23 protein-coding genes are annotated in these 25,594 nt (G+C 71.9%); 6 read left to right on the top strand and 17 right to left on the bottom strand.

Translation table 11 applies throughout. From position 1 onward, the window contains the following. Positions 1 to 112: 112 nt before the first annotated feature. From ABT057_RS08775 to rsmI, 8 genes are all read right to left on the bottom strand, one after another. Positions 113 to 1,924, bottom strand: a complete 1,812-nt coding sequence (locus ABT057_RS08775) for an ABC-F family ATP-binding cassette domain-containing protein (RefSeq protein WP_352341752.1) — start codon at positions 1,922 to 1,924, stop codon at positions 113 to 115. Between the two features lie 72 nt (positions 1,925 to 1,996). Continuing rightward, complete coding sequence (locus ABT057_RS08770) at positions 1,997 to 3,124, bottom strand: peptidoglycan recognition protein family protein (RefSeq protein ID WP_352341751.1); 1,128 nt, start codon at positions 3,122 to 3,124, stop codon at positions 1,997 to 1,999. A 171-nt stretch (positions 3,125 to 3,295) separates the two neighbouring features. Then, positions 3,296 to 4,201: a 4-(cytidine 5'-diphospho)-2-C-methyl-D-erythritol kinase gene (locus ABT057_RS08765; protein WP_352341750.1), complete on the bottom strand. Its 906-nt coding sequence runs from the start codon at positions 4,199 to 4,201 to the stop codon at positions 3,296 to 3,298. After that, positions 4,198 to 5,070, bottom strand: coding sequence for a 16S rRNA (adenine(1518)-N(6)/adenine(1519)-N(6))-dimethyltransferase RsmA (gene rsmA / locus ABT057_RS08760; RefSeq protein WP_352341749.1), 873 nt, complete (start codon positions 5,068 to 5,070; stop codon positions 4,198 to 4,200). Before rsmA ends, ABT057_RS08765 begins: the two co-directional genes overlap by 4 nt. A gap of 99 nt (positions 5,071 to 5,169) precedes the next feature. Beyond that, positions 5,170 to 6,594, bottom strand: a complete 1,425-nt coding sequence (locus ABT057_RS08755; protein WP_352341748.1) for a resuscitation-promoting factor — start codon at positions 6,592 to 6,594, stop codon at positions 5,170 to 5,172. Between the two features lie 127 nt (positions 6,595 to 6,721). Then, a complete protein-coding gene (locus tag ABT057_RS08750) occupies positions 6,722 to 7,609 on the bottom strand; it encodes a TatD family hydrolase (RefSeq protein ID WP_352341747.1) in 888 nt (295 codons plus the stop codon). A gap of 74 nt (positions 7,610 to 7,683) precedes the next feature. Continuing rightward, positions 7,684 to 8,100: a hypothetical protein gene (locus ABT057_RS08745; RefSeq protein WP_352341746.1), complete on the bottom strand. Its 417-nt coding sequence runs from the start codon at positions 8,098 to 8,100 to the stop codon at positions 7,684 to 7,686. Positions 8,101 to 8,373: 273 nt separating this feature from the next. Next, entirely contained in the window at positions 8,374 to 9,237 is an 864-nt protein-coding gene (rsmI, locus tag ABT057_RS08740) for a 16S rRNA (cytidine(1402)-2'-O)-methyltransferase (RefSeq protein ID WP_352341894.1), read from the bottom strand. A gap of 106 nt (positions 9,238 to 9,343) precedes the next feature. On the opposite strand from rsmI, the gene ABT057_RS08735 reads away from it, so the two are divergent. The 5 genes from ABT057_RS08735 (at position 9,344) to ABT057_RS08715 (ending at position 13,941) form a co-directional block, all read left to right on the top strand. Next, positions 9,344 to 11,122: a dolichyl-phosphate-mannose--protein mannosyltransferase gene (locus ABT057_RS08735; RefSeq protein WP_502973827.1), complete on the top strand. Its 1,779-nt coding sequence runs from the start codon at positions 9,344 to 9,346 to the stop codon at positions 11,120 to 11,122. Between the two features lie 138 nt (positions 11,123 to 11,260). Beyond that, the gene (locus ABT057_RS08730; RefSeq protein ID WP_352341745.1) at positions 11,261 to 11,752 is read left to right on the top strand and encodes a YbaK/EbsC family protein; all 492 of its coding nucleotides are present in this window, start codon (positions 11,261 to 11,263) and stop codon (positions 11,750 to 11,752) included. After that, on the top strand, positions 11,749 to 12,594 hold the full coding sequence (locus ABT057_RS08725) for an EamA family transporter (protein WP_352341744.1): 846 nt from the start codon (positions 11,749 to 11,751) through the stop codon (positions 12,592 to 12,594). The genes ABT057_RS08730 and ABT057_RS08725 overlap by 4 nt, the downstream gene beginning before the upstream one ends. A 109-nt stretch (positions 12,595 to 12,703) precedes the next feature. After that, a complete protein-coding gene (locus tag ABT057_RS08720) occupies positions 12,704 to 13,465 on the top strand; it encodes a class I SAM-dependent methyltransferase (protein ID WP_352341743.1) in 762 nt (253 codons plus the stop codon). A gap of 200 nt (positions 13,466 to 13,665) precedes the next feature. Continuing rightward, positions 13,666 to 13,941 carry a DUF1876 domain-containing protein gene (locus ABT057_RS08715; protein ID WP_352341742.1) on the top strand — a complete coding sequence of 92 codons (276 nt, stop codon included), beginning with the start codon at positions 13,666 to 13,668 and terminating at the stop codon, positions 13,939 to 13,941. A gap of 6 nt (positions 13,942 to 13,947) precedes the next feature. Here ABT057_RS08715 and ABT057_RS08710 read toward each other — a convergent pair whose 3' ends face one another. The 6 genes from ABT057_RS08710 to ABT057_RS08685 form a co-directional block, all read right to left on the bottom strand. Further along, complete coding sequence (locus tag ABT057_RS08710; protein WP_352341741.1) at positions 13,948 to 15,117, bottom strand: serine hydrolase domain-containing protein; 1,170 nt, start codon at positions 15,115 to 15,117, stop codon at positions 13,948 to 13,950. Positions 15,118 to 15,157: 40 nt separating this feature from the next. Further along, a complete protein-coding gene (locus ABT057_RS08705; RefSeq protein ID WP_352341892.1) occupies positions 15,158 to 15,562 on the bottom strand; it encodes an organic hydroperoxide resistance protein in 405 nt (134 codons plus the stop codon). A gap of 258 nt (positions 15,563 to 15,820) precedes the next feature. After that, positions 15,821 to 16,309: a MarR family winged helix-turn-helix transcriptional regulator gene (locus tag ABT057_RS08700; protein ID WP_352341740.1), complete on the bottom strand. Its 489-nt coding sequence runs from the start codon at positions 16,307 to 16,309 to the stop codon at positions 15,821 to 15,823. Next, a complete protein-coding gene (locus tag ABT057_RS08695) occupies positions 16,306 to 17,073 on the bottom strand; it encodes an energy-coupling factor ABC transporter ATP-binding protein (RefSeq protein ID WP_352341739.1) in 768 nt (255 codons plus the stop codon). The genes ABT057_RS08700 and ABT057_RS08695 overlap by 4 nt, the downstream gene beginning before the upstream one ends. After that, positions 17,061 to 17,822 carry a cobalt ECF transporter T component CbiQ gene (gene cbiQ, locus ABT057_RS08690; protein WP_352341738.1) on the bottom strand — a complete coding sequence of 254 codons (762 nt, stop codon included), beginning with the start codon at positions 17,820 to 17,822 and terminating at the stop codon, positions 17,061 to 17,063. The genes ABT057_RS08695 and cbiQ overlap by 13 nt, the downstream gene beginning before the upstream one ends. Before the next feature lie 4 nt (positions 17,823 to 17,826). Then, positions 17,827 to 18,888: an energy-coupling factor ABC transporter permease gene (locus tag ABT057_RS08685; protein WP_352341737.1), complete on the bottom strand. Its 1,062-nt coding sequence runs from the start codon at positions 18,886 to 18,888 to the stop codon at positions 17,827 to 17,829. A 203-nt stretch (positions 18,889 to 19,091) separates the two neighbouring features. Here ABT057_RS08685 and ABT057_RS08680 point away from each other — a divergent pair, with 203 nt between their 5' ends. Beyond that, positions 19,092 to 19,445: an SsgA family sporulation/cell division regulator gene (locus ABT057_RS08680; protein ID WP_352341736.1), complete on the top strand. Its 354-nt coding sequence runs from the start codon at positions 19,092 to 19,094 to the stop codon at positions 19,443 to 19,445. A 12-nt stretch (positions 19,446 to 19,457) separates the two neighbouring features. Here the strand turns inward: ABT057_RS08680 and ABT057_RS08675 are convergent, their stop codons facing one another. From ABT057_RS08675 to ABT057_RS08665, 3 genes are all read right to left on the bottom strand, one after another. Beyond that, complete coding sequence (locus ABT057_RS08675) at positions 19,458 to 21,131, bottom strand: penicillin-binding transpeptidase domain-containing protein (RefSeq protein ID WP_352341735.1); 1,674 nt, start codon at positions 21,129 to 21,131, stop codon at positions 19,458 to 19,460. A 213-nt stretch (positions 21,132 to 21,344) separates the two neighbouring features. After that, the gene (locus tag ABT057_RS08670) at positions 21,345 to 22,973 is read right to left on the bottom strand and encodes a penicillin-binding transpeptidase domain-containing protein (RefSeq protein WP_352341734.1); all 1,629 of its coding nucleotides are present in this window, start codon (positions 22,971 to 22,973) and stop codon (positions 21,345 to 21,347) included. 374 nt (positions 22,974 to 23,347) lie between these two features. Beyond that, positions 23,348 to 25,585, bottom strand: a complete 2,238-nt coding sequence (locus ABT057_RS08665) for an MMPL family transporter (protein WP_352341733.1) — start codon at positions 25,583 to 25,585, stop codon at positions 23,348 to 23,350. Positions 25,586 to 25,594: the final 9 nt, after the last annotated feature.

Genomic DNA, 25,594 nt, shown 5'->3' with positions numbered 1-25,594 from the left:
GCCCCTGTTCCCAAGGGAGGACCGGCCCGTGATGCCCTCGTTATGTGCCTTCACGCCCCCTGCACGCGGCGCACGCGCCGCCTACGCGGCTGTGCGCCGAAGGGCAGAAGGACTATGCGTCCTCGGCGAGTTCCAGCCACCGCAGCTCCAGATCCTCCCGCTGGCCCGTCAACTCGCGCAGCTCGGCGTCGAGTTCGGCGACCTTCGCGAAGTCGGTGGCGTGGTCGGCGATCTGTCCGTGCAGCTTGGTCTCGCGTTCGGAGATCTTGTCCAACTGCCGCTCGATCTTCTGGAGTTCCTTCTTCGCGGCGCGCTGGTCGGCGGCGCTCCGCTCGGTGGCGGGCTTCGCCGCGGCCGCGGCCGCGGGGGCGGAGGCGGCGGCAGCCTCCTCCATGCGCTGCCGGCGCTCCAGGTACTCGTCGATGCCGCGCGGGAGCATCCGCAGGGTGGCGTCGCCGAGGAGCGCGAAGACCCGGTCCGTGGTCCGCTCGACGAAGAACCGGTCGTGGGAGATGACGATCATCGAGCCGGGCCAGCCGTCGAGGAGGTCCTCGAGCTGGGTGAGGGTCTCGATGTCGAGGTCGTTGGTGGGCTCGTCGAGGAAGAGGACGTTGGGCTCGTCCATCAGCAGCCGCAGGATCTGCAGCCGGCGACGCTCACCACCGGACAGGTCGCCGACCGGCGTCCACTGCTTCTCCTTGTTGAAGCCGAACGTCTCGCACAGCTGACCGGCGGTCATCTCGCGCCCCTTGCCGAGGTCGACGCGCTCGCGCACCCGCTGCACGGCCTCCAGGACCCGCAGGTTCGGGTCGAGTTCGCCGACCTCCTGCGAGAGGTAGGCGAGCTTGACGGTCCTGCCGACGGCGACCCGGCCGGCCGCGGGCTGTGCCTCGCCCTCGGTACGCGCCGCGTCTGCCATGGCGCGCAGCAGGGAGGTCTTGCCGGCGCCGTTGACACCGACGAGGCCGATGCGGTCGCCGGGGCCCAGGTGCCAGGTGACGTGCTTGAGGAGCACCTTGGGGCCGGCCTGGACGGTGACGTCCTCGAGGTCGAAGACGGTCTTGCCGAGCCGCGAGGACGCGAACTTCATCAGTTCGCTGCTGTCCCGGGGCGGCGGCACGTCCGCGATGAGCTCGTTGGCGGCCTCGACCCGGAAGCGGGGCTTCGACGTCCGCGCGGGGGCGCCGCGCCGCAGCCAGGCCAGCTCCTTGCGGACCAGGTTCTGCCGCTTGACCTCCTCGGTCGCGGCGATCCGCTCGCGCTCGGCACGCGCGAACACGTAGTCCGAGTAGCCGCCCTCGTACTCGTGGACGTCGCCGCGCTGGACGTCCCACATGCGCGTGCAGACCTGGTCCAGGAACCAGCGGTCGTGGGTGACGCACACCAGGGCCGAGCGGCGGACCTGGAGGTGGCGGGCGAGCCAGGAGATGCCCTCGACGTCGAGGTGGTTCGTGGGCTCGTCGAGGACGATCAGGTCCTGTTCCTCGATGAGCAGCTTCGCGAGCGCGATACGACGGCGCTCACCGCCGGAGAGCGGGCCGATCACGGTGTCCAGGCCCTGCGGGAAGCCGGGCAGGTCGAGCCCGCCGAAGAGTCCCGTCAGCACGTCGCGGATCTTGGCGTTGCCCGCCCACTCGTGGTCGGCGAGGTCCCGGATGACCTCGTGGCGGACCGTGGCGGCGGGGTCCAGGGAGTCGTGCTGGGTGAGCACGCCCATGCGCAGCCCGCCGGAGTGCGTGACCCGGCCGGTGTCGGCCTCCTCCAGCTTGGCGAGCATCCGGATCAGCGTCGTCTTGCCGTCGCCGTTGCGCCCGACGACACCGATCCGGTCCCCTTCGGACACGCCGAGCGAGATGCCGTCGAGGAGTGCACGGGTGCCGTACACCTTGCTGACGTTCTCGACATTGACCAGATTGACGGCCATTTCTCTCCTGACAGGGGGGATCGGTCAGCCTCCCAGCCTAGTGCGCGCGGGTAGCCGACCGATCCCCGCAGGTCAGCGGGCCGCTGCCGCCCGGACCTCGTCGAGGAGGTCGTACATCGTCTGCCCCGGGCACTCGGTCTGCAGCCAGTCGCGGTGGCCGCCGACCGTCGTCACGTCCTTCGTCACGCCGTTGACCGGGTTGGTGTAGGTGATCTTCGCCTGGGGGTCGAGGCCCTTGAAACGGGAGATCACCTTGATCAGCCGGATCAGCGCGGCCTTGGCCGCGGCCGTCGGCGGCCGGTCCGTCAGCGTGCCGAGGAAGGCGATGCCGAGGTTGCCGGAGTTGTAGCCGCCCGTGTGGAAGGCGGTGACGAGTTCGCCGTCCGGGTCGAAGGCCGGGACGACGTCGTCGCCGGAGTAGCGGCCCTCGTAGACCGTGCCCGCCTCGTCGATGAGGAAGTGGTAGCCGATGTCGCCCCAGTCGAGGGTGACCGCGTGGTACTCGTAGATGCCCCGGACGGTCGCGGCGGGGTCGGGGTCGTCGTTGGGCGTGTCCGTGTGGTGCACGGTGATCGCCTGCAACGGGTAGTACACCTCGGGCGAGTTGACCTTCCCGTCCTTGTACCGCTTCGACTCGTCGGCGCCCCAGGCCGGTCGCGGCAGGTAGGGCACGCCGCGCACGCGGGTGGGCTCCGACGGGACGTGGAAGGTGCGGTCGGGGCCGTCCGTGGTGTCGATCGCCAGCGAGCGCACCTCACTCGCGCCGTCCGGGACCTTCAGTTCGTAGGCGGTGGCGTTCCCCGCGGCGACGAGCGCCGTCCCTCCGCCGTCGACGGTCGCGCAGCCGCCGGTCACGCCCTGCCATGCGCCGCCGTCGGTGAAGCGGATCCCGGCGCCGTCCTGGGCGCCGGTCCAGCGCAGGCCGATGTAGGAAGCGGCGAACGCGGTGGTGGTCCGGTCGGTGCCGGTCGCGGCCTCGGTCCGGGTGGCGGGGAACTGCTCGGGCTTCGTACCGGAACTTCCGGAGCCGGTCGAGGAGTTGCCCGGGGCGTCGGAGTCGTTCGCCGCGAAGACGACCGGGGTCAGCGCCGCACCGGCGGCCACCGCTCCGGCGGCGCCGATCGCGCCGCGACGGGAGAGGGACCGCTTCTTGCGGTGCGAGGGGGTGGGGGTGGGGGTGGGGGTGGGGGGTTCGGACACGGAGGTGGGCCCTTCCGGCTGTGCGCATGATGGAAGCCCCGCCGGACCACAACACGGCAGGCGCTTGAAGCATCAAGGACTTTAGTCACCTCAACTGCCCCACCCGTACTCCGATCGCAGTATTCCTTGTGGAGATCGGGCAAAGAACGCCGCTGCCGTCACACAGCCGGATTACCGCCGGTCCCCGACGACCGTCGCCCCCGCCGCCGGCCCCGAGGCCACCCGCACGCTCCTGCACGTGCCCGAGGCGGCCAGCGTCCGCGCGATCTTCGCCGCGGACCCGGTGTCGCGGGCGAGGAAGGCGGTGGTCGGGCCCGATCCCGAGACGAGGGCGGTGAGCGCGCCGGCCGCACGGCCCGCCGCGAGGGTGTCGGACAGTTCCGGGAAGAGGGAGAGCGCGGCGGGCTGGAGGTCGTTGGAGACGGCCGCCGCGAGCGCGTCGGGGTCGCCGCCGGCCAGCGCCTCGAGGAGGTCCTCGGAGGCGACGGGCTCGGGGATGTCGAGGCCCTCGCCGAGCCGGTCGAACTCCCGGAAGACCGCCGGGGTCGACAGTCCGCGCTCCGCCATCGCGAACACCCAGTGGAAGGTGCCGCCCACCTCCAGCGGCGTCAGTTTCTCGCCGCGCCCGGTGCCGAGGGCCGCCCCGCCGACCAGGCTGAACGGGACGTCGCTGCCCAACTCCGCGCAGATGTCGAGGAGTTCGCCGCGCGGCGCGCCCGTGCCCCACAGCGTGTCGCAGGCGAGCAGCGCGCCCGCGCCGTCCGCGCTGCCGCCCGCCATGCCGCCGGCCACGGGGATGTCCTTCGCGATGTGGACGTGGACGCGGGCGTCGCGGGCGTACCGCTCGGCGAGCCGCAGCGCGGCGCGCGCCGCGAGGTTGGTGCGGTCCAGGGGCACCTGGTCCGCGTCCGGGCCCTCGCAGGTGACGCGCAGTTCGTCGGCCGGGGTCACCGTGATCTCGTCGTACAGGCCGACGGCCAGGAAGACGTTCGCCAGGTCGTGGAAGCCGTCCGGGCGCGCGGCACCCACCGCGAGCTGGACGTTGACCTTGGCGGGCACACGGACGGTGACGCTCACTCGGAGTCCCTCTGCTTGTTCTCGGCGATGCGGGCGAACTCCTCGACGGTCAGCGCCTCGCCGCGCGCCTGCGGGGACACGCCCGCGGCGACGAGCGCCGCCTCGGCCGCCGCCGCCGAGCCGGCCCAGCCGGCGAGCGCGGCGCGCAGCGTCTTGCGACGCTGGGCGAAGGCCGCGTCGACGACGGCGAAGACCTCGCGCTTCGACGCGGTGGTCTTGATCGGCTCGGTGCGCCTCCTGAGCGCGACGAGCCCGCTGTCGACGTTCGGCGCCGGCCAGAAGACCTTGCGCCCGATCGCGCCGGCCCGCTTGACCTCGGCGTACCAGTTGGCCTTGACGGACGGGACGCCGTACACCTTCGAGCCGGGGGCCGCGGCGAGGCGGTCGGCGACCTCCGACTGGACCATGACCAGGGTGCGTTCGATGCTCGGGAAGGTGTCGAGCATGTGCAGGAGGACCGGCACGGCCACGTTGTACGGCAGGTTCGCGACCAGCGCGGTGGGGGCGGGCCCCGGCAGCCCGGTCACGTGCATGGCGTCGGAGTGCACCAGCGCGAAGTGCTCCGCGCGCTCCGGCATGCGCGCCGTGATCGTCGCGGGCAGCGCGCCCGCGAGGACATCGTCGATCTCGACGGCCGTGACCCGGTCGGCGGCCTCCAGCAGCGCGAGCGTGAGGGAGCCGAGCCCAGGGCCGACCTCGACGACCACGTCGTCGGGCCGGACCTCGGCGGTGCGGACGATGCGGCGGACCGTGTTCGCGTCGATCACGAAGTTCTGGCCGCGCTGCTTGGTCGGGCGCACACCGAGGACCGCCGCGAGTTCACGGATGTCGGCGGGGCCGAGAAGGGCGTCGGGGGTGGGGCTGCTCACGGGACAAGGGTACGGGCCCGCGGCCGGCCGGTCGGCCGGTCGTCCGTGCACCGGCCGTCTGCGCACGGGTCGTCCGTGCACCGGCCGTCTGCGCACCGGTCATCTGTGCAGGCGCGCCCCGCAGTGCGGCCAGGGGCTCGCGCCCCGGCGTACGTACAGCTTCTTCGCGCGGAACGTCTGCTCCGCCGCCGGGGCGTCCTGGGGCCGGCCGGTGCCGCCGAGGCTGTGCCAGGTGCGGGAGTCGAACTGGTACAGGCCGCCGTACGTCCCGGAGGGGTCCACCGCGTCCGGCCGGCCGCCGGACTCACAGGCCGCGAGCGCCTGCCAGTCCAGACCGTCGGCGCCCCGCACGGACGTCGGCAGCGGCTTCGTCCCGACCTTCACCACCCGGTCCCGTGGCTCGCGCACGATCTCGCTGCCGATCCGCCTCGGCCGCTGCCTCACCCCGTTGACCGTGCGCAGCGAGTACGTGAGGCGCCGCAGCCCGGGCTGCCCCGCCTGCTCCACGACCTCCGTGCCCTTGAAGAGGGAGGGGTCGTCGGCGCGGCGCACCTCGTACGGGATCTCCTCCTCCCGGACCTCCTCGGTACCGGTGATCCGCAGAACCGTGACGGTCTGCCCGTCGCGCGGGAAACTGCCGGGCTCGACGGAGGTGGTGTCCTCGCCGCGCAGGGTGATCCCGGCCGCCTCGACCACCTCGCCCACGGTCGCCACGTTGGTGCGGATGGTGCGGGCCCGGCCGTCGGCCAGGACCGTGACCGAGCGTTCGGTGCGCACATCCAGCGCCAGCCCCTCGCGCCCGATGCGCCGGGTGCGCGCGGTCGACAGATAGGCGCCCTCCGCGCGGACCCCGAACTGGCGCAGCGCCCCCTCCACCGTGCGGGCCGTCGTCCACACCTGGTGCCGCTGCCCGTCCAGGGTGAGCCGCACGGGGCGGCCGTAGTGCACCGCGACCTCGTCGCCGCTGGACAGATCCGTGCCGGGCGCGGGAGACACGCTGTCGTGCGCTCCCACCGCCACGCTCTCCTCCTCGAGGAGTTCGGTCACGTCGTCGGCGAAGGTGTGCAGGGTGCGCGCCCTGCCGTCGACGGTCAGCTCGACCGCCTTGTCCTCGGCGACGAAGGCGGTGGTGCCGCCGGCGAGGAAGACGACGACGAGGGCCTGCGGGAGCAGCCGGCGTACGGCGGACTCCGGGCGCTCGGCGGACCGCGCCCTGCGCCGGGCCGCCCGCCCCACCGCGGCGGGTCCCACCGCCTGATGCGGGAAAAGCGGCTGCGTCGGATACGGCGTGTCGGGCGGATGCGGGGGGTCGGGCGGGTGCGGAGGGTCGTAGACGTACGGCTCGTACGGTCCGAACGGCTCGTACGAGCCGTACGCCTCGTAGGCGGGCCGGTACGTGTCGCCGTACGCATACGCCCCAGGCGCCGCGTACACGCCGTAGGCGAGTGTCTCGGCGCTGTGCAGATCGACGGCGGGTCCACCACCGCCGTACGGCTCGTACTGGAGGTACTGAGAGTTGCTCACGCCTACACGCTCCAGGGCCGGGGTCCGGATCGGGCCCCCAGAACCTAGCGGAGCGGCCGTCACTCTCCAAAGCGACGCGGCTACCCAGAGTTGTGAGGAGGTGGGTGGGAAGTGTGTCGGAAGTGGCTCAGTAGTCGAACGCGCGAGCTGTGTTGGCCGCCAGGGCCGCCGCGAGGGTGTCCTCGTCGACACCCCTTACGGCGGCCATGGTGCGCACGGTGACCGGGATCAGGTAGGGCGCGTTCGGCCGTCCACGGTAGGGCGCCGGGGTGAGGAAGGGGGCGTCGGTCTCCACCAGGACCAGATCCCGCGGGGCGACGGCGAGGGCGTCGCGCAGGTGCTGGGCGTTCTTGAAGGTGACGTTGCCGGCGAAGGACATGAAGTAGCCGGCGCGGGCGCAGATCTCGGCCATCTCGGCGTCGCCGGAGTAGCAGTGGAAGACGGTCCGCTCGGGCGCGCCCTCCTCCTTCAGCACCCGCAGGACGTCGGCGTGGGCGTCGCGGTCGTGGATGACCAGCGCCTTGCCGTGCCGCTTGGCGATCTCTATGTGGGCGCGGAAGGACCGCTCCTGCGCCTCCTTGCCCTCGGGACCGGTGCGGAAGTAGTCGAGGCCCGTCTCGCCGACGCCCTTGACGTGCACGAGCGCGGCCAGGCGGTCGATCTCGGCGAGCGCCTCGTCGAGCGCGGCCACGCCCCCCGGCTCGCGCGCGCCCTGCCGCGACCAGCCGTCCGGGTCGCCGTGCACGATCCTCGGGGCCTCGTTCGGGTGCAGGGCGACCGTCGCGTGGACGCTCTCGTACGCCGCGGCCGTCTCGGCGGCCCACCGCGAGCCCTTGATGTCGCAGCCGACCTGGACGACCGTCGTCACCCCGACCGACGCGGCCTTCGCGAGGCCCTCCCCGACCGCGGCGGACTGCATGTCGAGATGGGTGTGGGAGTCGGCGACGGGCACCCGGAGGGGCTCCGGGAGCGGCGGCGCCGCGTTCTTGTCGGCCTTGCCGGCGTTCGAAGGCATGCCCCGATCCTACGGAACCCGGTCCTACGGAACCCGGTCCCCCGGACGGGGCACACGTTCGCTCCCCGCCGCGCTCAGCTCGCCTTGCGCTGGAAGGGGTGCAGGAGATCGGACAGGTGCCAGTGGTGGTGCTCCTCGCGCTCGCCGGTCTGCTGCGCCGGCACCTCGGCGCCCTCCGCCGGTCCCGCCGGTCCCGTCGTGCGCTCCCGCCGGCCCGCGCTCTGCACCGACGAGACCTGCCCGGCCCGCATGATGCGCACGACGTGCCCGTCGCAGTTCTGGCACGCGGGGCGGCTCAGCGGGGACGGCACGATCCGGCCCTCCGCCACGTACTGGACGAACTCGTGGCCCTCGGCGTCGATGTGGTGCTCTATCGCGTACGACTGCTCCCAGCCGTGCCCGCAGCGCATGCAGGCGAACGCGTACGACTCGTGCACGACCGGCGCCGCCCCCGTGGCACGCAGCCCGGTGTGCCCTGTGATCTCACTCATGCCAGCTCCTCTTGTCCGCTGGACGAGGGACGGATCCGTCCCGTCCCATCACCCAGTGGACGCCTGCGCGGGAGCCGATGCACCAGCCCTGTCGAGTGTTGGATCCGATTTGTACTTTCCTTGCCGTAGCGGCCTCGAGGAGGGGGGTTTCGCTTTGCCTTCCGCGACCGCTCTTTGCCCCCGCATGGGGCGCGCGCTCAAACGGTATGCGCCCTGCTCAGAGCGGGTGTGAGTCGCCTCACGCGCCCCCTTCACAGCACCCTCGTGAGCCCCTCACAACGCCCCGGCGTTCTTCGCCGCGACCACCGCGTCGAAGACCTCCCGTTTCGGCACCCCCGCCTCCGCCGCCACCGCAGCGATCGCCTCCTTGCGGCGCTCCCCGGCCTCCTCGCGCACCCGCACCCGCCGCACCAGCTCCCCGGCGTCCAGCTCCTCGGGCCCGCGGTCCGGCGCGCCGCCGACCACGACGGTGATCTCGCCGCGCACCCCCTCGGCCGCCCACTGCGCCAGTTCGGCCAGAGGGCCGCGCCTGACCTCCTCGTACGTCTTCGTCAGCTCACGGCACACCGCGGCCCGCCGGTCACCGCCGAACACCTCGGCCATCGCGGCGAGGGTGTCGTCGAGCCGGTGCGGGGCCTCGAAGTACACGAGTGTGCGCCGCTCCCCGGCCACCTCCCGCAGCCGTGACATGCGCTCCCCCGCCTTCCTCGGCAGGAACCCCTCGAAGCAGAACCGGTCCACGGGCAGCCCGGACAGCGCGAGCGCGGTGAGCACGGCGGACGGCCCGGGCACGGCGGTCACCCGGATGTCGTGCTCCACGGCCGCGGCGACCAGCCGGTACCCCGGGTCGGAGACGGACGGCATCCCGGCGTCCGTGACGAGCAGCACACGCGCCCCGCCGAGCAGTTCCGCGACGAGTTCGGGCGTACGGGCGGACTCGTTGCCCTCGAAGTACGACACGACACGCCCCTTGGGCGTCACCCCCAGGGCCTGGGTCAGCCGGCGCAGCCTGCGGGTGTCCTCGGCTGCGACGACGTCGGCGCCGGACAGCTCCTCGGCGAGCCGGGGCGGCGCGTCGGAGACGTCGCCGATGGGGGTGCCGGCGAGGACGAGGGTTCCGGGCGGGGTTCCCGGCACGGATCGGGGCGGGGGTCCGGTCGGGGTTCCGGGAGCAACTGTCACGTTTCCATCCTCGCAGGGCCATGCACGGGACTCACACAGACCTGTTCCCTACGATGGCGCGGTGACCAGTACCGCGTCCTCCATGGACTCCACGGGCTCCACTGACCACCGGCCCGCACCGACCGCGCACGACAACGCGCACGATCAGCGGCCGTCGTCGTGGCAGCAGCGGCTGCGCCGTTTCGGCCACGCGCCGCCCCAGCCCGCGGGCGGCGTGCGGGAGCGGCTGGTGCCGCCGTACGTGCAGCCGAGTCCCCGGCTGTGGCAGGCACTCGGGCTGCCTCCGGTGTGGGCCGACCGGATCGCGCGCTGGTCGGGCTGGGCCGGCCCGCTGCTGGTCACTCTCGTGGCGGGCGTGATCCGGTTCTGGGACCTGGGCAGCCCGAGGAAGGTGATATTCGACGAGACGTACTACGCGAAGGACGCGTGGGCGCTCGTCCACCGCGGGTTCGAGGTCAACTGGGACAAGAACGCCAACGACGTCGTCCTCTCCTCGGGCGGGCACCTGCCCGTCCCGACGGACGCGGCGTACGTCGTGCATCCGCCCATCGGCAAGTACATGATCGGGCTCGGTGAGCTGGTCTTCGGCTTCGACCCGTTCGGCTGGCGGTTCATGACGGCCCTGCTCGGCACGCTCAGCGTGCTGCTGCTGTGCCGGATCGGCCGCCGGATCTTCCGCTCCACGTTCCTCGGCTGCCTCGCGGGCGGGCTGATGGCGGTGGACGGGCTGGCCTTCGTGATGAGCCGCACCTCGCTGCTCGACGGGGTGCTGATGTTCTTCGTGCTGGCGGCGTTCGGCTGTCTGGTCGTGGACCGCGACAGGACGCGCGAACGGCTCGCGGCGGCGCTGCCGGTGGACGTGGACGGCCGCCACCGCCCGGACCCGCACATCGCCGAGACCACGAGCCTGGGGCTGCGGCCCTGGCGCTGGCTGACCGGTCTGATGCTGGGCCTGGCCATCGGCACCAAGTGGAACGCCCTCTACATCACGGCCGCGTTCATCCTGATGACGCTGCTGTGGGACGTGGGCTCGCGCAGGGTGGCCGGCGCGCGCCACCCGTACCGGGCGGTGCTGAGGCGCGACACGGGCCTGGCGTTCCTGGCGACGATCCCGGTCGCCCTCGTCACCTATCTGGTGTCGTGGACGGGCTGGATCCTGTCCCCCAGCGACGGCTCGGGCGGCTACTACCGCAACTGGGCGGCCACCGACGGCAAGGGCGGCAGCTGGACCTGGCTGTTCCCGGACTGGTTGCGCAGCCTGTGGCACTACGAGCACGAGGTGTACGAGTTCCACACGCACCTGACCTCGCCGCACAACTACCAGTCGAACCCGTGGAGCTGGCTCGTCCTGGGGCGCCCGGTGTCGTTCTTCTACGAGTCCCCCTCGCCCGGCGCGGACGGCTGCCCCGCCGACGCGGGCGAGAAGTGCGCCCGCGAGGTCCTGGCGATCGGCACACCGCTGCTGTGGTGGGCGGCCTGCTTCGCGATCCTCTACGTCCTGTGGCGCTGGCTGTTCCGCCGGGACTGGCGCGCGGGTGCCATCGCCTGCGGCATCGCGGCCGGTTACCTCCCCTGGTTCATGTACCAGGAGCGCACGATCTTCTTCTTCTACGCCGTCGTCTTCCTGCCGTTCCTCTGTCTGGCGGTGGCGATGATGATCGGCGCGCTCGTCGGCCCACCGGGCTCGAGCGACACCCGCCGGGTGGCGGGCGCGACGGGCGCGGGCGTCCTGGTCCTGCTGATCGCCTGGAACTTCATCTACTTCTGGCCCCTGTACACGGGCCAGGCCATCCCGATCGACCAGTGGCGGTCACGGATGTGGATCGACACCTGGGTCTAGCTGGGCGAGAGCGGGGATCCCGTGCTCACACCGTCAGCCGGTACGGGGGCGATGGTGTGAGCACACCCCGGGGACGGAGCGGGGCGCACGCCACAACCCCGTCGCGTGCCCCGTACGGCGACCGCTAGCGTGCCGTCCATGACGACGACCGGTGCGTATCCCCGTTTCGCCGAAGCCCTGCGCGAGCAGGGGCTCGATGAGCTGGTTTCCCGGATCCGCCGCTTCCCGGAGGCGACCCGCACCGCCGCGGAGGCCGCCGCCGCGATCGGCTGCGAGCTGAACCTGATCTGCAAGTCGCTGGTCTTCGCGGCGGACGGCGTCCCGGTGCTGGTGCTGATGGACGGGGCGTCCAGGGTCGACACGGAGCTGGTGCGCGAGGTGCTCGGGGCCGAGCGGGTGACGAGGGCCGCCGCCGGCGTCGTACGGGAGACCACCGGGTACGCCATCGGCGGTGTGCCGCCCTTCGGACATCTCACGCCGACCCGGGTCCTCGCCGACCGGAGTCTCCTCGCGCACGACGTGGTGTGGGCCGCCGCCGGTCATCCGCACGCCGTCTTCCCCATCGCCCCGGACGCCCTCGTCCGGCACGCCCGCGCCACCCTCGTGGACGTCCGCGAGCACACCTCGTGACGCCTTTGGTCACCGCGGCCGTCCTGCTCGCCGCGGTCACCCACGCCGGCTGGAACGCCATCGCCCACCGGATCACCGACAAACTGGCCGGTTTCACGCTGATCGCCGGCGGCGGGATGCTCATCGGGCTCGCGCTGGCGCCGTTCGTCGCGTTCCCGGCGGCCGCGGCCTGGCCGTACCTGCTGTTCTCCGCCTGTATCCACATCGCCTACTACGCACTGCTGATGCGGTCCTTCCGGCTCGGTGACTTCGGGCAGGCGTACCCCATCGCGCGCGGCACCGCGCCCCTCGTCGTCACCGTCCTCGCCGCGGTCTTCGCGCACGAGGTGCCCGACGGCTGGGCGGCCGCCGGCATCGCGCTGTCCTGCGCGGGCCTGACCGGCGTCGCCCTGTGGGGGCTGCGCGGCCGACGGCCCGACTGGGCGGCGATCGGCGCCGCGCTGGCGACCGGGCTGACCATCGCCGCGTACACGGTCGTCGACGGGCTCGGCGTCCGCGCCTCCGGCTCCTCCCTCGGGTACATCGCCTGGCTGATGGCCGTCCAGGGGGCGGTCGTCCCGGCGTACACCGTCACCCGCCGACGCGGCGGAACCGTCGCCCTCCTGCGCCCCTTCGCCGTGCTGGGCCTGCTCGGCTCCGCCCTGTCGGTGGCCGCCTACGCCCTCGTCCTGTGGGCGCAGACCCGCGCCGAACTGGCCCCGATCGCCGCCCTGCGCGAGTCGTCGGTCATCGTGGGAGCGGCCATCGGGGCCCTGTTCTTCAAGGAACGTTTCGGCGCGCCCCGCATCGCCGCGGCCGGGCTCCTTGTCCTGGGCATCGGGCTGATGTTGCACGCCGGCTGAGGGAGCTGCGGGCCGACTGCCGGGGGCCTGTCCTGTTTCGGTACGAGCCCAGGGGTGATCCGCCCGGCGGGGTGGTGGCCGTGGGGGGCGACCTGCTGGAGTTGGCCCCATGGACACCGCCGCTGCCGACCGTCCGTCGGCGATCTACGACCGCATCGGCATCGGATACAGCGACATCCGACGGCCCGATCCCCGACTGCACGCGCTGATCGGCCAGGCGCTGGAAGGCGCCCGTACCGTTGTCAACGTCGGTGCCGGCACCGGTTCCTATGAGCCGGAGGACGCCGATGTGACAGCGGTCGATCCCTCTCGGGTCATGCTCGGCCAGCACCCTGGGGTGAGGAAGGTGAAGGCGGGAGCCGAAGCCCTGCCGTTCGCGGACGGCTCCTTCGACGCGGCCATGGCCGTCATGACCGTCCACCACTGGCCCGACCTGCACCGCGGCCTCGGCGAACTGCGCCGCGTCGCCCGCAGGCAGGTCGTCTTCACCTGGGACCCTACGCACCGGCCGGAGCTGTGGCTGCTCGAGGAGTATCTGCCGGAGATCCGTGAGATGGACCGGGCCCGCTTCACCTCCGTGGCCGAGGTCGCCGACGCTCTCGACGCGCACACCGTGACGCCGTTCCCCATCCCGCACGACTTCACCGACGGCTTCCAGTGCGCCCACTGGCGCCGACCGGAGTGCTACCTCGACCCGGTCGTCCGGCAGGCCGGCTCCACCTTCGCCCAGTTACCGCCCTCCGTCGTGGAGCCGGCGATCGCCCGCCTCCGCGCCGACCTCGACTCCGGCAGCTGGCACCGCCGCCACGCCGACCTGCTGGGCCGGCAGAGCATGGACTACGGATACCGCCTGCTCGTAGCGGGCGGGTAGGGAAGGCCGAGGGTGGGTCTGGGGTGGCCGACCCGGCGGTCACCCGGCCGGCGCCAGGGGCCCGACGCGGGCCGCGGCAACGGGTTTTCCGGCCACCGGGTTCCGTCGGGTTCCGTCGAAGTTGCGTCGGGCCGGGTGCGGGGGCCGGTGCGCGGGCGCACCCTGGAAGCGTGGAGGCAGCAGTTCCGGAGGTGAACGTCATGACGCACACCGTCGTGGGATGGCATGTCGAGCTGGAGTTCTCGGAGGACGACCAGCACACGCGCGCGGCCGCGCTGGTCCGGTTGCCGGACGGAAGCGAGATCAGGGCCCGCGGGCACGCCAGCCGGCATCGGATCGACGACAACCAGCCACGGGTCGGCGAGGAGATAGCGGGCGCCCGTGCCCTCAACGAGATCGCCATGCAGTTGCTGACGAAGGCCCATGAGGAGATCGACGGCGCCTCCGGGCGGACGTCTCATCCGATCAACATGTGACGCGTCTCAACCGGTGATCGCGGTCCGGACCGCCCGCAGCAGCGCCTGTGCCCGCGGGTCCGCCGTCACGCTCGTGCGGAAGCCGTTGGTGACGTAGCCGAAGGCGAGGCCCGTGCCGGGGTCGGCGAGACCGAGGGCGCCGCCGCGGCCCGGGTGGCCGAAGGAGGCGGGGGACAGGAGCGGGGACGCCGCGCCGTGCAGCATGTAGCCGAGGCCGAAGCGGGTGGGGACGACGAGTACGCGGTCCTGGCCGGCCGAGCGCTCGCCGCGCGCCAGTTCCACCGTCTCCGGCGCGAAGAGCCGTACCCCGCCCTGCACCTCGCCGATCAGCGACGCGTAGAAGCGGGCCAGTCCGTCGGCGGTGGCGACGCCGTTGGAGGCGGGGAGGGCGGCCGCCCGGTAGGCGGGGTCGTTCTCGTCGGGCAGCGGGGTGATCGCGGCGAAGGCGCGGCGGGTGAGGGAGCCGGGGTCGGCGTAGGCGTCGGCGACGGACTGCTTGGGCCGGGTGCGGAGGCCTCCGGCCTGTGTGCGCGCCGGCGCGTCGACCTGTCCCACGCGCCCCGCGCGTGCGCTGTGCGAGGCCGGCAGCCCCAGCCACAGGTCCGCACCGACCGGCCCGGCGATCTCGTCGGCGATCCACTCCCCGATGCCCCGGCCCGTGATCCGCCGCACCAGCTCACCGGTCAGCCAGCTGTACGTCTGCGCGTGGTAGCCGTGATCCGTCCCCGGCTCCCACGCGGGCGCCTGCGCCGCGACCGCCGCCGCGCCGAGGTCCGGGTCGGCGGCCTCGGCGGGCGTCAGGGGCCGGTCGAGGACGGGAACCCCGGCCCGGTGCGCGAGCAGGTCCCGTACCGGCGTCCGCTCCTTGCCGGCCGCCTTGTACTCCGGCCAGTACTCCCCCACGGGCGCGTCGAGGTCCAGCAGTCCGCGCTGGTGCAGCAGCAGGAGTACGGCGGCGGCGACGCCCTTGGTCGCGGAGCGCACGATCTGCGCGGTGCCGCGCTCCCAGGGGGCCGTGCCGTCCACGTCCTTCGTCCCGCCCCACAGGTCGACGACCCTGCGCCCGTCCTGGTAGACGGCCACCGCGGCGCCCCGGTCCCCGAGCGTCTCGAAGTTCGCCGCGAACGCCTCCCGCACCGGCTCGAACCCCTCGGCCACCGTGCCGTTCACGTCCACGCCCGTACTCCCTTTGTCGCCGCCCGGAGGGCCTCCTCATTCACCCAAGCAGAATCGTCACGTCGATGTTCCCGCGGGTCGCGTTCGAGTACGGGCACACCTGGTGGGCGGCGTCCACCAGCTTCGCGGCGAGCTCCTGGTCGAGGACGGGGAGCGAGACGCTCAGCGCGACCGCCAGCCCGTAGCCCTTGCTCGAGTTCGGGCCGATGCCGACCTTGGCCGCCACGGTCGAGCCGGTCAGGTCGAAGCCCGCCCGGTTGCCGACGAGGATCAGCGCGTTGTGGAAGCAGGAGCTGTAACCGGCCGCGAAGAGCTGTTCGGGGTTGGTGCCGTTGCCGTCGCCGCCCAGCTGCGGCGGCATCGCCACCTTCAGCTCGAGCTGGCCGTCCTGACTCGTCACGTACCCGTCGCGACCACCGTGTGCGGTCGCCTCGGCGACGTACATGATCTTCGTCGGACGGGTGCCGACGGCGGTGGTGTCGGCTGCGGCGCCTTCGATCACGGCGGGCCCTCCCCCAGAACGTTCATTCCCCGATTACATCGTGCACAAGGTACCGGCTGGTACGTGGGCATGTACCTACCAGGGGGTAGTAACCGCGGGTAACTTCAGTTCCACCGGGGGACGCCCAGCGGCTCACCGGTGTCTCCCGCCCGATGCGCGACAGCTTCTCGGGATCGCCGCGCTCGACCGACCGACGGCGGGTCAGGGGCGTCGCGCGCGGTCGGCCGCCGCTGTGTGGGCCCGTTCCGCGAGCCCCCACAGTTCCTCGCGCAGCCGCGCGACCTCCGCCATCTCCAGGCCCGTCGCCGAGAGCAGTGCGCCGGGGACGCGTGACGCGCGCCCCTTGAGTTCCTCGCCGCGCCCGGTGCACGCCACGAGCACGGAGCGCTCGTCCCGCGCCGAGCGCTCCCGGCGCACCAGACCCGCCGCCTCCAGCCGCTTCAGCAGCGGCGACATGGTGCCGTAGTCCAGCCGCAGGGCGGCGGCCAGCTCCTTGACCGGGATCTCGCCGCGCTCCCACAGCACCAGCAGGACCAGGTACTGGGGGTAGGTGAGGCCCAGCTCGTCCAGGAGCGGCCGGTACGCCGCCGTCACCGCCCGCTGGGCGGCGTACAGCGCGAAGCACAGCTGCTCGTCCAGGAGCGGCGGGCCGTCAGCGGTGGCGGTGGCGGTGGCTACCTTGTTCGTCACGCGCCCATTGTCACCGAGCGAGGGTCGAAGCCGAAGGGCAGTTCCAGACGGTGGGCGCTCATGAGGGCCTCGTCGGCGAGCAGATCGCCGGTGCGGCCGTCCGCCGCGATCACTCCCTCGCTCAGCACGAGGGAGCGCGGGCACAGTTCGAGGGCGTAGGGGAGGTCGTGGGTGACCATGAGGACCGTGACGTCCAACGAGCGCAGGATGTCGGCGAGTTCGCGGCGCGAGGCGGGGTCGAGGTTGGAGGACGGCTCGTCCAGGACGAGGATCTCCGGCTCCATCGCGAGGACGGTCGCCACGGCGACCCGGCGGCGCTGGCCGAAGGAGAGGTGGTGCGGGGGCCGGTCGGTGAACTCGGCCATGCCGACCTGTTCCAGCGCGTGCCGCACGCGCTCCTCCAGCTCCGCGCCCTTCAGGCCGGCCGCGGCGGGCCCGAAGGCCACGTCCTCGCGGACCGTCGGCATGAACAGCTGGTCGTCGGGGTCCTGGAAGACGATGCCGACCTTGCGGCGGATCTCCGCCATGTGCCGTTTGCCCACGGGCAGTCCGGCGACGGTCACCGTGCCCGCGCCGCCGGTCAGGATGCCGTTGAGGTGCAGCACGAGGGTGGTCTTGCCGGCGCCGTTCGGGCCGAGCAGCGCGACCCGTTCGCCGCGCGCGATCGAGAGGTCCACGCCGAACAGGGCCTGATGGCCGTCGGGGTAGGCGAAGGCGAGGCCGGAGACTTCGAGGGAAGCCGTCACATCAGTCACAGGGACCATCCCAACACGCAGACGACGAGGGCGGCGAACGGAAGGGCCAGCGCGTGCGTCCACTGTGCCCGGGACGCGGTCACCTCGTCGATCACCGGCATCGAACCGGCGTATCCCCGGCTGACCATGGCCAGATGCACCCGTTCCCCGCGTTCGTAGGAACGGATGAAGAGGGCGCCCGCGGACTTCGCGAGCACCCCCCAGTGCCGTACGCCCCGTGCCTCGAAGCCGCGCGACTCGCGCGCGATCCGCATGCGCCGCATCTCGTCGGTGATGACGTCGCCGTAGCGGATCATGAAGGAGGCGATCTGGACCAGCAGCGGCGGGAGCTTCAACCGCTGCAGGCCCAGCAGCAGTTCGCGCAGTTCGGTGGTGGCGGCGAGGAGTACGGAGGCGGCGACGCCCAGGGTGCCCTTGGCGAGCACGTTCCAGGCGCCCCAGAGGCCATTGACGCTGAGGGACAGCCCCAGGACGTCCACCCGCTCGCCCTCCGCCACGAACGGCATCAGCACGGCGAACGCGACGAACGGCACCTCGATCAGCAGCCGTTTGAGCAGGAACCCGGCGGGCACGCGCGCGTGCCACGCGACACCGGCGAGCAGGGCGGCGTACAGGCCGAACGCCCACATCGCCTCCCGCGGCGTCGACACGACGACGACCACGAAGGCGAAGGCGGCGGCGAGCTTGGTGTGCGGCGGCAGGCCGTGCACGGGTGAGTGGCCGTGCCGGTAGAGCCGGTGAGCGTGTCCCGCGCCCATGCCGTCAGCCGCCGCTCGTGGTCGACGCCGGGGACACGTCGTCCGTGCGGCGCCTGCGCACCGTCCAGAACACCGCGCTGCCCGCGACGACGGTCACGCCGACGCCGATCACGCCCGCGAGACCGCCGGAGAGACGGGCGTTCTCCACGTCCTTTACGCCGTAGTCGGCGAGCGGCGAGTCGGAGGCCGCGTGCTTCTCGGTCCTCTGGTCGATGCCCTTGTCGGCGGCGACCTTCTCCAGGCCGTCGGGGTTCGCGGAGGCGTAGAAGCTGACGAAGCCGGCGAGGACGAGGGACGTGACCAGGCCGGTCACCCACAGCGTGCGGTGGGAGGTGCGCGCCGCCACCGGCGCGGTGCGCGCCTCTTCGGCGGCGGGTACGTCCACGAGTGCGCCGCCCACGCGCAACCGGAGCTTTTGCTGCAGCCCGCGCGCCCCGTACACGAGGTCCGGCCGTACGGCGATCACGGCGCCCACCGTCAGCGCGGTGATCGCGGCCTCGCCGATGCCGATCAGCACATGGACGCCGATCATCGCGGTGGCCACCTTGCCGATCGCGATGTCGGTGGTGCCGCCGATCCAGTAGAGGAACGTGAAGGCGAGGGCGGCGGCCGGTACGGAGACGAGCGCGGCGGCGAAGGAGGCGGCGGTGACCGAGCGGCGGCCGCGCGGCAGCACCTTCACCAGGCCGCGGAAGACGGCGTACGCCACGACCGTGGTCACGATCGCCATGTCGGTGACGTTCACGCCGAGCGCGGTGAGGCCGCCGTCGGCGAAGAGGATCCCCTGCATCAGCAGGACCACGGACACGCACAGGACTCCTGTACAGGGGCCCACGAGTATCGCGGCCAGCGCGCCGCCGAGCAGATGGCCGCTGGTGCCCGCCGCGACGGGGAAGTTCAGCATCTGCACGGCGAAGATGAAGGCCGCGACCAGGCCGGCCAGCGGCGCCGTCCGCTCGTCGAGCTCACGGCGCGCGCCGCGCAGGCTGACGGCGATGGCGCCCGCGGCGACGACTCCGGTCACGGCGGACGTCGGGGCGTTGATGAATCCGTCGGGTACGTGCACCGTTCGATGATAGTGGCTTAATGCGAATGGTTCGCAAGAGCGAGTCACTCGTCCCTTCGTCGCCCACCCCCCGTGTACCGCACATGTATCGCACATGTGAGATACCTCCGCTCGGAGGAGCGCATTCCGGAAAATATGCGACATTGGAGAGGAAGCGAACGCACAGCTTCCACACAGGTCACGGAGTGTGAGAGGGCGGGTCGATGCCCGTAGTCGAGCAGTACGCGCGAGCCCACATCGTCACAGACGCGGACCGGGTCGAGGAAGAACGCGCCGCCGTCCCCGTCATCCTGCGCTACGACCCCGAGGACGACCCCCGCTCGGTGCGCGTCCGCCTGCCCGGCAGACGCGAGTGGACCTTCGAACGCGCCCTGCTGGAACAGGGCCTGCGCGCCCCGGCCGGCACCGGAGAGGTCCGGGTCTGGCCCTGCGGACGCGTCCAGGCCGTCGTCGAGTTCCACTCCGCGCACGGCGTCTCGGTGGTGCAGTTCGAGTCGAAGACCCTGCTGCGCTTTCTGCGCCGCACGTACATGGCCGCGCAGCCGGTCGCGCACTGAATCCCCGTCGGCTCAGCCGCCCATCCTCAGCAGGGTCGCCACGATCGGTCCCGCCGTGTCGCCGCCGTGGCCGCCCGCCTGGACCACACCCGCGGCCGCCAGGTCACCCCGGTAGGCGGTGAACCAGCCGTTCGGCTTGGACTGGCCGTCGACCTCGGCCGAGCCGGTCTTGGCGCCGTCGTCGGGGCCGAGGCCGGACATCGCCTCGGCGGCGGTGCCGTAGGTGGCGGTGTAGTTCATCAGCTCGCGGAGCTGGGAGAGGGTGCTCGCGGACATCGTGCGCGAGGCCTTCGCGATCGTGCGGTCGTCCACCGAGGGCGACACCAGGTACGGCTGGTGGAAGGTGCCCGTCTTCACCGTCGCCGACACCGACGCCATGTTCAGCGGGTTCATGCGCACCCCGCCCTGTCCGATCAGCGAGGCGGCCTTCTGGGCCGCGGACTGCACCGGCACCGAGCCGTCGAAGCTGGGCACGCCGATCGCCCAGTTGTTCATGGACAGGCCGAAGACCTGCTGCGCCTGGTCGGTGAGGCTGTCGTTGTCGAGCTTGCCGGCCTGGCTGATGAAGGCGGTGTTGCAGGAGCGTGCGAAGCTCGCCTTGAAGGTGCCGCCCTTGATCTCGAACTTGTCGTCGTTCTGGAACTTCCAGCCGCCGTACGTGAAGTACTTCGGGCACGGATGCGCCTTGTCCGCCGACGCGAGCCCCTTCTCGATGAGCAGCGACGAGGTGATGACCTTCATCGTGGAGCCGGGGGCGAGCGAGCCGTTGAACGCGGTGTTGAAGCCGTGGCCGGTGTTGGCCACCGCGAGGATCTCGCCCGTCGACGGGCGCAGCACGACGACCGAGGCACGCGCCGTCGCCGCCACCTGCTTCTCGGCGGCGGCCTGCAGGGTGGGACTCAGTGTCGTCTTCACGGTCCCCGGCGTGCCCTTGCTCAGCTCGAGGAGGGTCTTGTCGGAGGACTTCTTCGCCTTTGACGCCTTGCCGCGCACCACGCGCAGCTCGACGCCGGCCGTACCGCCGGCCTTCTTGCCGTACTTCTCGCGCAGCCCGTCCAGCACGGTGCCCAGCGACGGGTACTTGGCGGCGGTGATCTCACCGCCGTCCCGGTCGAGCGCCTTGACCGGCGGGTCGCCCGCCTCGCCCGTCATCAGGGTGTCGCCGTCGGCGAGGTCCGGGTGCACCACGGACGCGTGCCAGTCGACCAGCGCCTTGCCGTCCTCGGCCCGCCGTACGACGGTCAGCGCGGTGTCGTACGTGATCGGCTTGCTGACCTTCTTCCAGGTCACCGTGCCCTTCACCGTGAACGGCACCTTGTCACCCGTGCGGGTGCCGGGCGTGAGGGTGACGCCGGTGATGTGGGCGTCCTTGGTGTAGCCGGTGAGCAGGGCGGTGGCGGCGGTGGAGTCGTCGGTGACGGCCGCCGCCTGCGCGACCTTGCCCGCCTGCCAGTCCGCCAGGAACGTCCGGGCCGCGGTGGTGACCTCGGTCGCGGAGAGCGGGCCGGTCTTGACCGCCGGCTTCTTCGAAGCCCCCGCCGCCGAGCCGTCCTCGGCCGCCGCGCCGCCGCCGTAGAGCGCGTAGACGCCGAGACCGGCGCCGCCGACGACGACGGCCATCATGCCGCCGAGGACGGCAGGCCGCCGCTTGCTGCGCCGCTCGTCGACGCGCCTTCTCTTGCCCACTGCAGTGATCCTCCAGGATCCCCAGGGGGCTCCCCATGCCCCATCGCCCTCGTTGCCCTCACTCACCCCAACGACGACAACCACCCTAGAGTCCCGTCTTGTGGGGGTGACGTCATGTGTGACGTCAACCACCCGCCTGTTACAGACTTGGACCAGCGGCTTGGGAGAGCCTTGGGCAGGCCTGGGGAGCCTCGGGACACGTCCCCGCGGACGTCACCCGGCGCGCAGGATCTCCGCGACGAGCGGGCCGGACGCGTCCACGCCGTGACCGCCGTCCTGGACCATGGCCGCCGCCGCGACGTCATTGCGGTAGCCGGTGAACCAGCTGTTGGACCTGGTCTGTCCGTCGACCTCGGCGGAGCCGGTCTTCGCCCCGATCCGGCCGCTCAGCCCGGCCATCACCTGGGCCGCGGTGCCGCTGGTCGCGGTGCGGTTCATCATGGCGCGCAGTTGCGCCACGGTGTTCGCCGACAGGCCGCGCGCCTGTGCCAGTTCACGGTTGTCGAGGCTCCGCGGCACGATCACCGGCTGATGGAAGGCGCCCGTCATCGCGGTCGCCGTCACCGACGCCATGTTCAGCGGGTTCATCTGGACCTGGCCCTGCCCGATGAGGTTGGCCGCGGTGTCCGGGCCGCCGGAGGCCGGCACGGAACCGTCGAAGGAGGGGATGCCGGTCTTCCAGTCGAGGCCGATCCCGAAGCGGTCCCGGGCCTCGTTCGTGAGGGAGTCGACCTTCACCGAGTCCGCGAACTTCACGAACGCCGTGTTGCAGGAGCGGGCGAAGCTCTCGGAGAGGGTCGCTTTCTCGTTCGGGGCCATGCCCTTGAGGTTCTTGAAGGTCTGGCTCTGCCACACCGCGTCGGCCGGGCAGGGCGCGGGCCCGTTCGCCGTGGTGAGCCCGTTGTCGATGAGGGTGGCCGCGCTGAGGATCTTCATGGTGGAGCCGGGGGCGACCTCGCCGAGGAACGCGGCGTTCCAGCCGTCCGTGCGGTTGTTGGCGACCGCGAGGACCTGACCGGTGCTCGGCTGGACGGCCACCACCGACGACTGGGCGTACTTCGTCACCGCCTTCTCTGCGGCCGCCTGCACGCTCGCGCTGAGGGTGGTGGGCAGCCTGCCCGGCTTGCCTTCGGAGAGGGTCAGCAGCGAGGTGTCGGCGGTGTCCGGGGTGGCGTGATGGACGGACAGTTCGATGCCGGGTGTGCCGCCCGCCTGGTTGCCGTACTTGGCGCGCAGTTCGTCCAGGATGGGTCCGAGCGAGGGGTACTTCTCCTTGGTCAGCACCTTGCCGGCCCGGTCGACGGCCTCGATCGGCGGCGCCGAGGACTCCTCCGTGACCAGGGTGTCGTCCATGTCCTTCAACTGGGGGTGGACGACCGACGGCTGCCAGTCCACCAGCGCCTTCCCGGTGGTCACCCCGCGCACCACGGTCAGTTCGCTCTTGTAGGCGAGCGGCTTCGACCTGCCGCCGTAGGACACCGTCGCCTTGACGCTGAAGGGCACGGTGTCCCCGCTCGCCGCGCTCGGCGTGATCTTCACATCGTCGATGTGGGCGGTCTGGCTGTACGAGGTCAGCAGCGGCTCGGCCTTCTCGGCGTTGTTGGTGAGGTCGGCCGCGGCGGCGGCCTGTCCCTTCTCCCAGGCCGCGAAGAACTTGGTGCTCGTCTCCTTCACCTCGGAGCCGCTGGGCGGGCCGGTCTTCACGGGCGCGGGCCCGCCGCCCGTCCCCGAACCGCCGCCCCCACTCACCGCGTTCACGATGTTGAAGGCGCCGTAGCCGGCGCCGCCCACCATGACGGCGAGCACCGAGCCGACTATGGCCGCCTTTGCCCCCTTGCGCATGTACTGCCCCTCCCCGTTGACTGCTGTAGGGCATTTCTGAACACGTTCAGAAAGCCCTGCTCGGGTTCACAGTAAGCGGAAAGAGTGGTGCGGGGGACGCCAGTTGCCGGAATCGTTAACCCTCGTTACCTAAGCACATACGTGAACACCGGTCGTCGACGGGGACGATGCCGTATACAGGGATCCGGCCGCCGCCGGGAGCGGGCGGAACGTTTGCCCGACGGCGTGAACGACACGGCCCTCGCCCGCGGGACGGGTCCCCCCTCAGCCCCGAGCGACCCGCCGGACCTCTCCCGGTCGGCCCGCAAAAAGAAGCCGGTGAGGGCGCCCCGTCCCCACGGATCCCTCACCGGCGGTCTTTCAGAAGCGGTACGTCAGACGCGTACCAGCGCCCGGTCCTCGTCCCCGTCCTGGGACTCGGTCTCGGCTCCGGACGGCGTGCGCAGCCCCTCGCCCTCGACGTCCACGTTGGGCAGGGCGCGGTCCAGCCACTTCGGCAGCCACCAGGCCTTCTTGCCCAGCAGGGCGAGGACGGCCGGGACGATCGCCATGCGGACGACGAACGCGTCGAAGAAGACGGCGATCGCGAGGCCGAAGCCGATCATCTTGATCATCGACTCGCTGGAGCCGATGAAGCCGGAGAAGACGGCCATCATGATGACGGCCGCGGCGGCGACCACCCGGGCGCTGTACTTGAAGCCGGTGACGATGGCCTGGCTCGGGCTCTCGCCGTGGACGTACGCCTCCCGCATGCGGGTCACGAGGAACACCTCGTAGTCCATGGCGAGGCCGAAGACGACGCCCACCATGAAGATCGGCATCATCGACATGATCGGGCCGGTCTCCTCGACCCCGATGAGACCCGCCAGCCAGCCCCACTGGAAGACCGCGACGACGGCTCCGATCGCGGCCAGCACGCTGAGCAGGAAGCCGAGGGCGGCCTTCAGCGGGACCAGGATCGAGCGGAAGACCAGGATCAGCAGGAGGAAGGCGAGGCCGACGACCAGGCCCAGGTAGGGGATCAGGGCGTCGGTGAGCTTCTGCGAGAAGTCGATGTTCATCGCCGTGGTGCCGGTGACCAGCACCTTCGCGTCGGTGTCGGCCGTCACTCCGGTGCCCGCGGCACGGATGGCGTGCACGAGGTCCTCGGTCTGGGTCGAGGACGGCTTGGAGTTCGGGATGACGGTGATCATCGCGGTGTCGCCGGCCTTGTTGAAGGTCGCCGGGGTGACCGTGACGACGTCCTTCAGGTCCTTGACCTCGTCGGTCACCGCCGTGGCGGCGGCCTTGGGGTCGGCGCTGTCCTTGGCGTCGACGACGAGCATCAGGGGGCCGTTGAAGCCGGGGCCGAAGCCTTCGGACAGCAGGTCGTAGGCGCGGCGCTGGGTGGTGGACGTGGGCTGCGAGCCGTCGTCGGGCAGTCCCAGTTCCAGCCGGCCGGCCGGGAGGGCGATCGTGCCCAGGCCGACGATCCCGAGCAGCAGGACGGCGACCGGGCGGCGGACGACGAAGCTCGCCCAGCGGGTGCCCATGTTGGGCTTGGCGACGGCGGCCGCCGGGGCGGCCGTCTTGCCGCGGCCGAAGCGCCTGCCCTTCGCACCGGCCGGCGTGACCCTGCGGCCCGCGTAGCCGAGCAGCGCCGGGATCATGGTGAGGGCGATGAGGACCGCGACGACGACCGTGCCGGCCGCCGCGACGCCCATCTTGGTCAGCATCGGGACGTTGACGACCGAGAGACCGGCCAGCGCGATGACGACGGTGAGGCCCGCGAAGACCACCGCCGAACCCGCGGTGCCGACGGCCCGGCCGACCGCTTCCTCGCGGTCCCGGCCCTCGGCCAGTTCGGACCGGTAGCGGGAGACGATGAACAGGGCGTAGTCGATACCGACCGCGAGGCCGATCATCAGGGCGAGGGTGGCGGTGCTGTCGCCGAGGTCGAGCGCGCTCGCGAGGGAGGTGATGGTGGCGACACCGATGCCGACGCCGACGATCGCCGTGAGCAGCGGCAGTCCGGCCGCGACCATGGAGCCCAGGGTGACGACGAGGACGATGGCGGCGATGGCGAGGCCGATGATCTCGCCGGTGGCGGCCTGCTCGGGCTCGGCCTGGAGCGCGTCGCCGCCCATGTCGACGGTGAGTCCGGCGTCCTTGGCCTTGTCCACGGTGGCCTCGAGGGCGTCCTTGGAGGTGTCCTTCAGTTCGACGGCGGAGACGTCGTACTTCACCGAGGTGTAGGCGACGGTGCCGTCCTTGCTGACGGCGTTGGTCGTGTACGGGTCGGTGACGGAGGCGACCTCGGAGCCGTCGCCGAGTTCCTTGACGGTCTTCGCGACGGTCGCCTTGTTGGCGGCGTCGGTCATCTTCTCCCCGTCGGGCGCCTTGAAGACGACGCGTGCGGTGGCGCCGTCGGCGCTCGCCCCCGGGAAGCGCTGTTCGAGCAGGTCGAAGGCCTTCTGTGCCTCGACGCCCGGGATGGAGAAGGAGGATGAGCCGGCGGTCGGCGCGGAGGCCGCGCCGACGCCCGCGAGGGTCAGCAGGGCTATCCAGATCAGGGCGACGAAGTGTCGTCGCCGGAAGGAGAACCGGCCGAGCTTGTAGAGGAACGTGGCCACGGAGGCGTA

This window comes from Streptomyces sp. NPDC002588 (genome assembly GCF_040295925.1).
In the GTDB taxonomy this organism is placed as follows: Bacteria; Actinomycetota; Actinomycetes; order Streptomycetales; family Streptomycetaceae; genus Streptomyces.
This window is presented reverse-complemented; position numbering and strand designations above follow the sequence as displayed.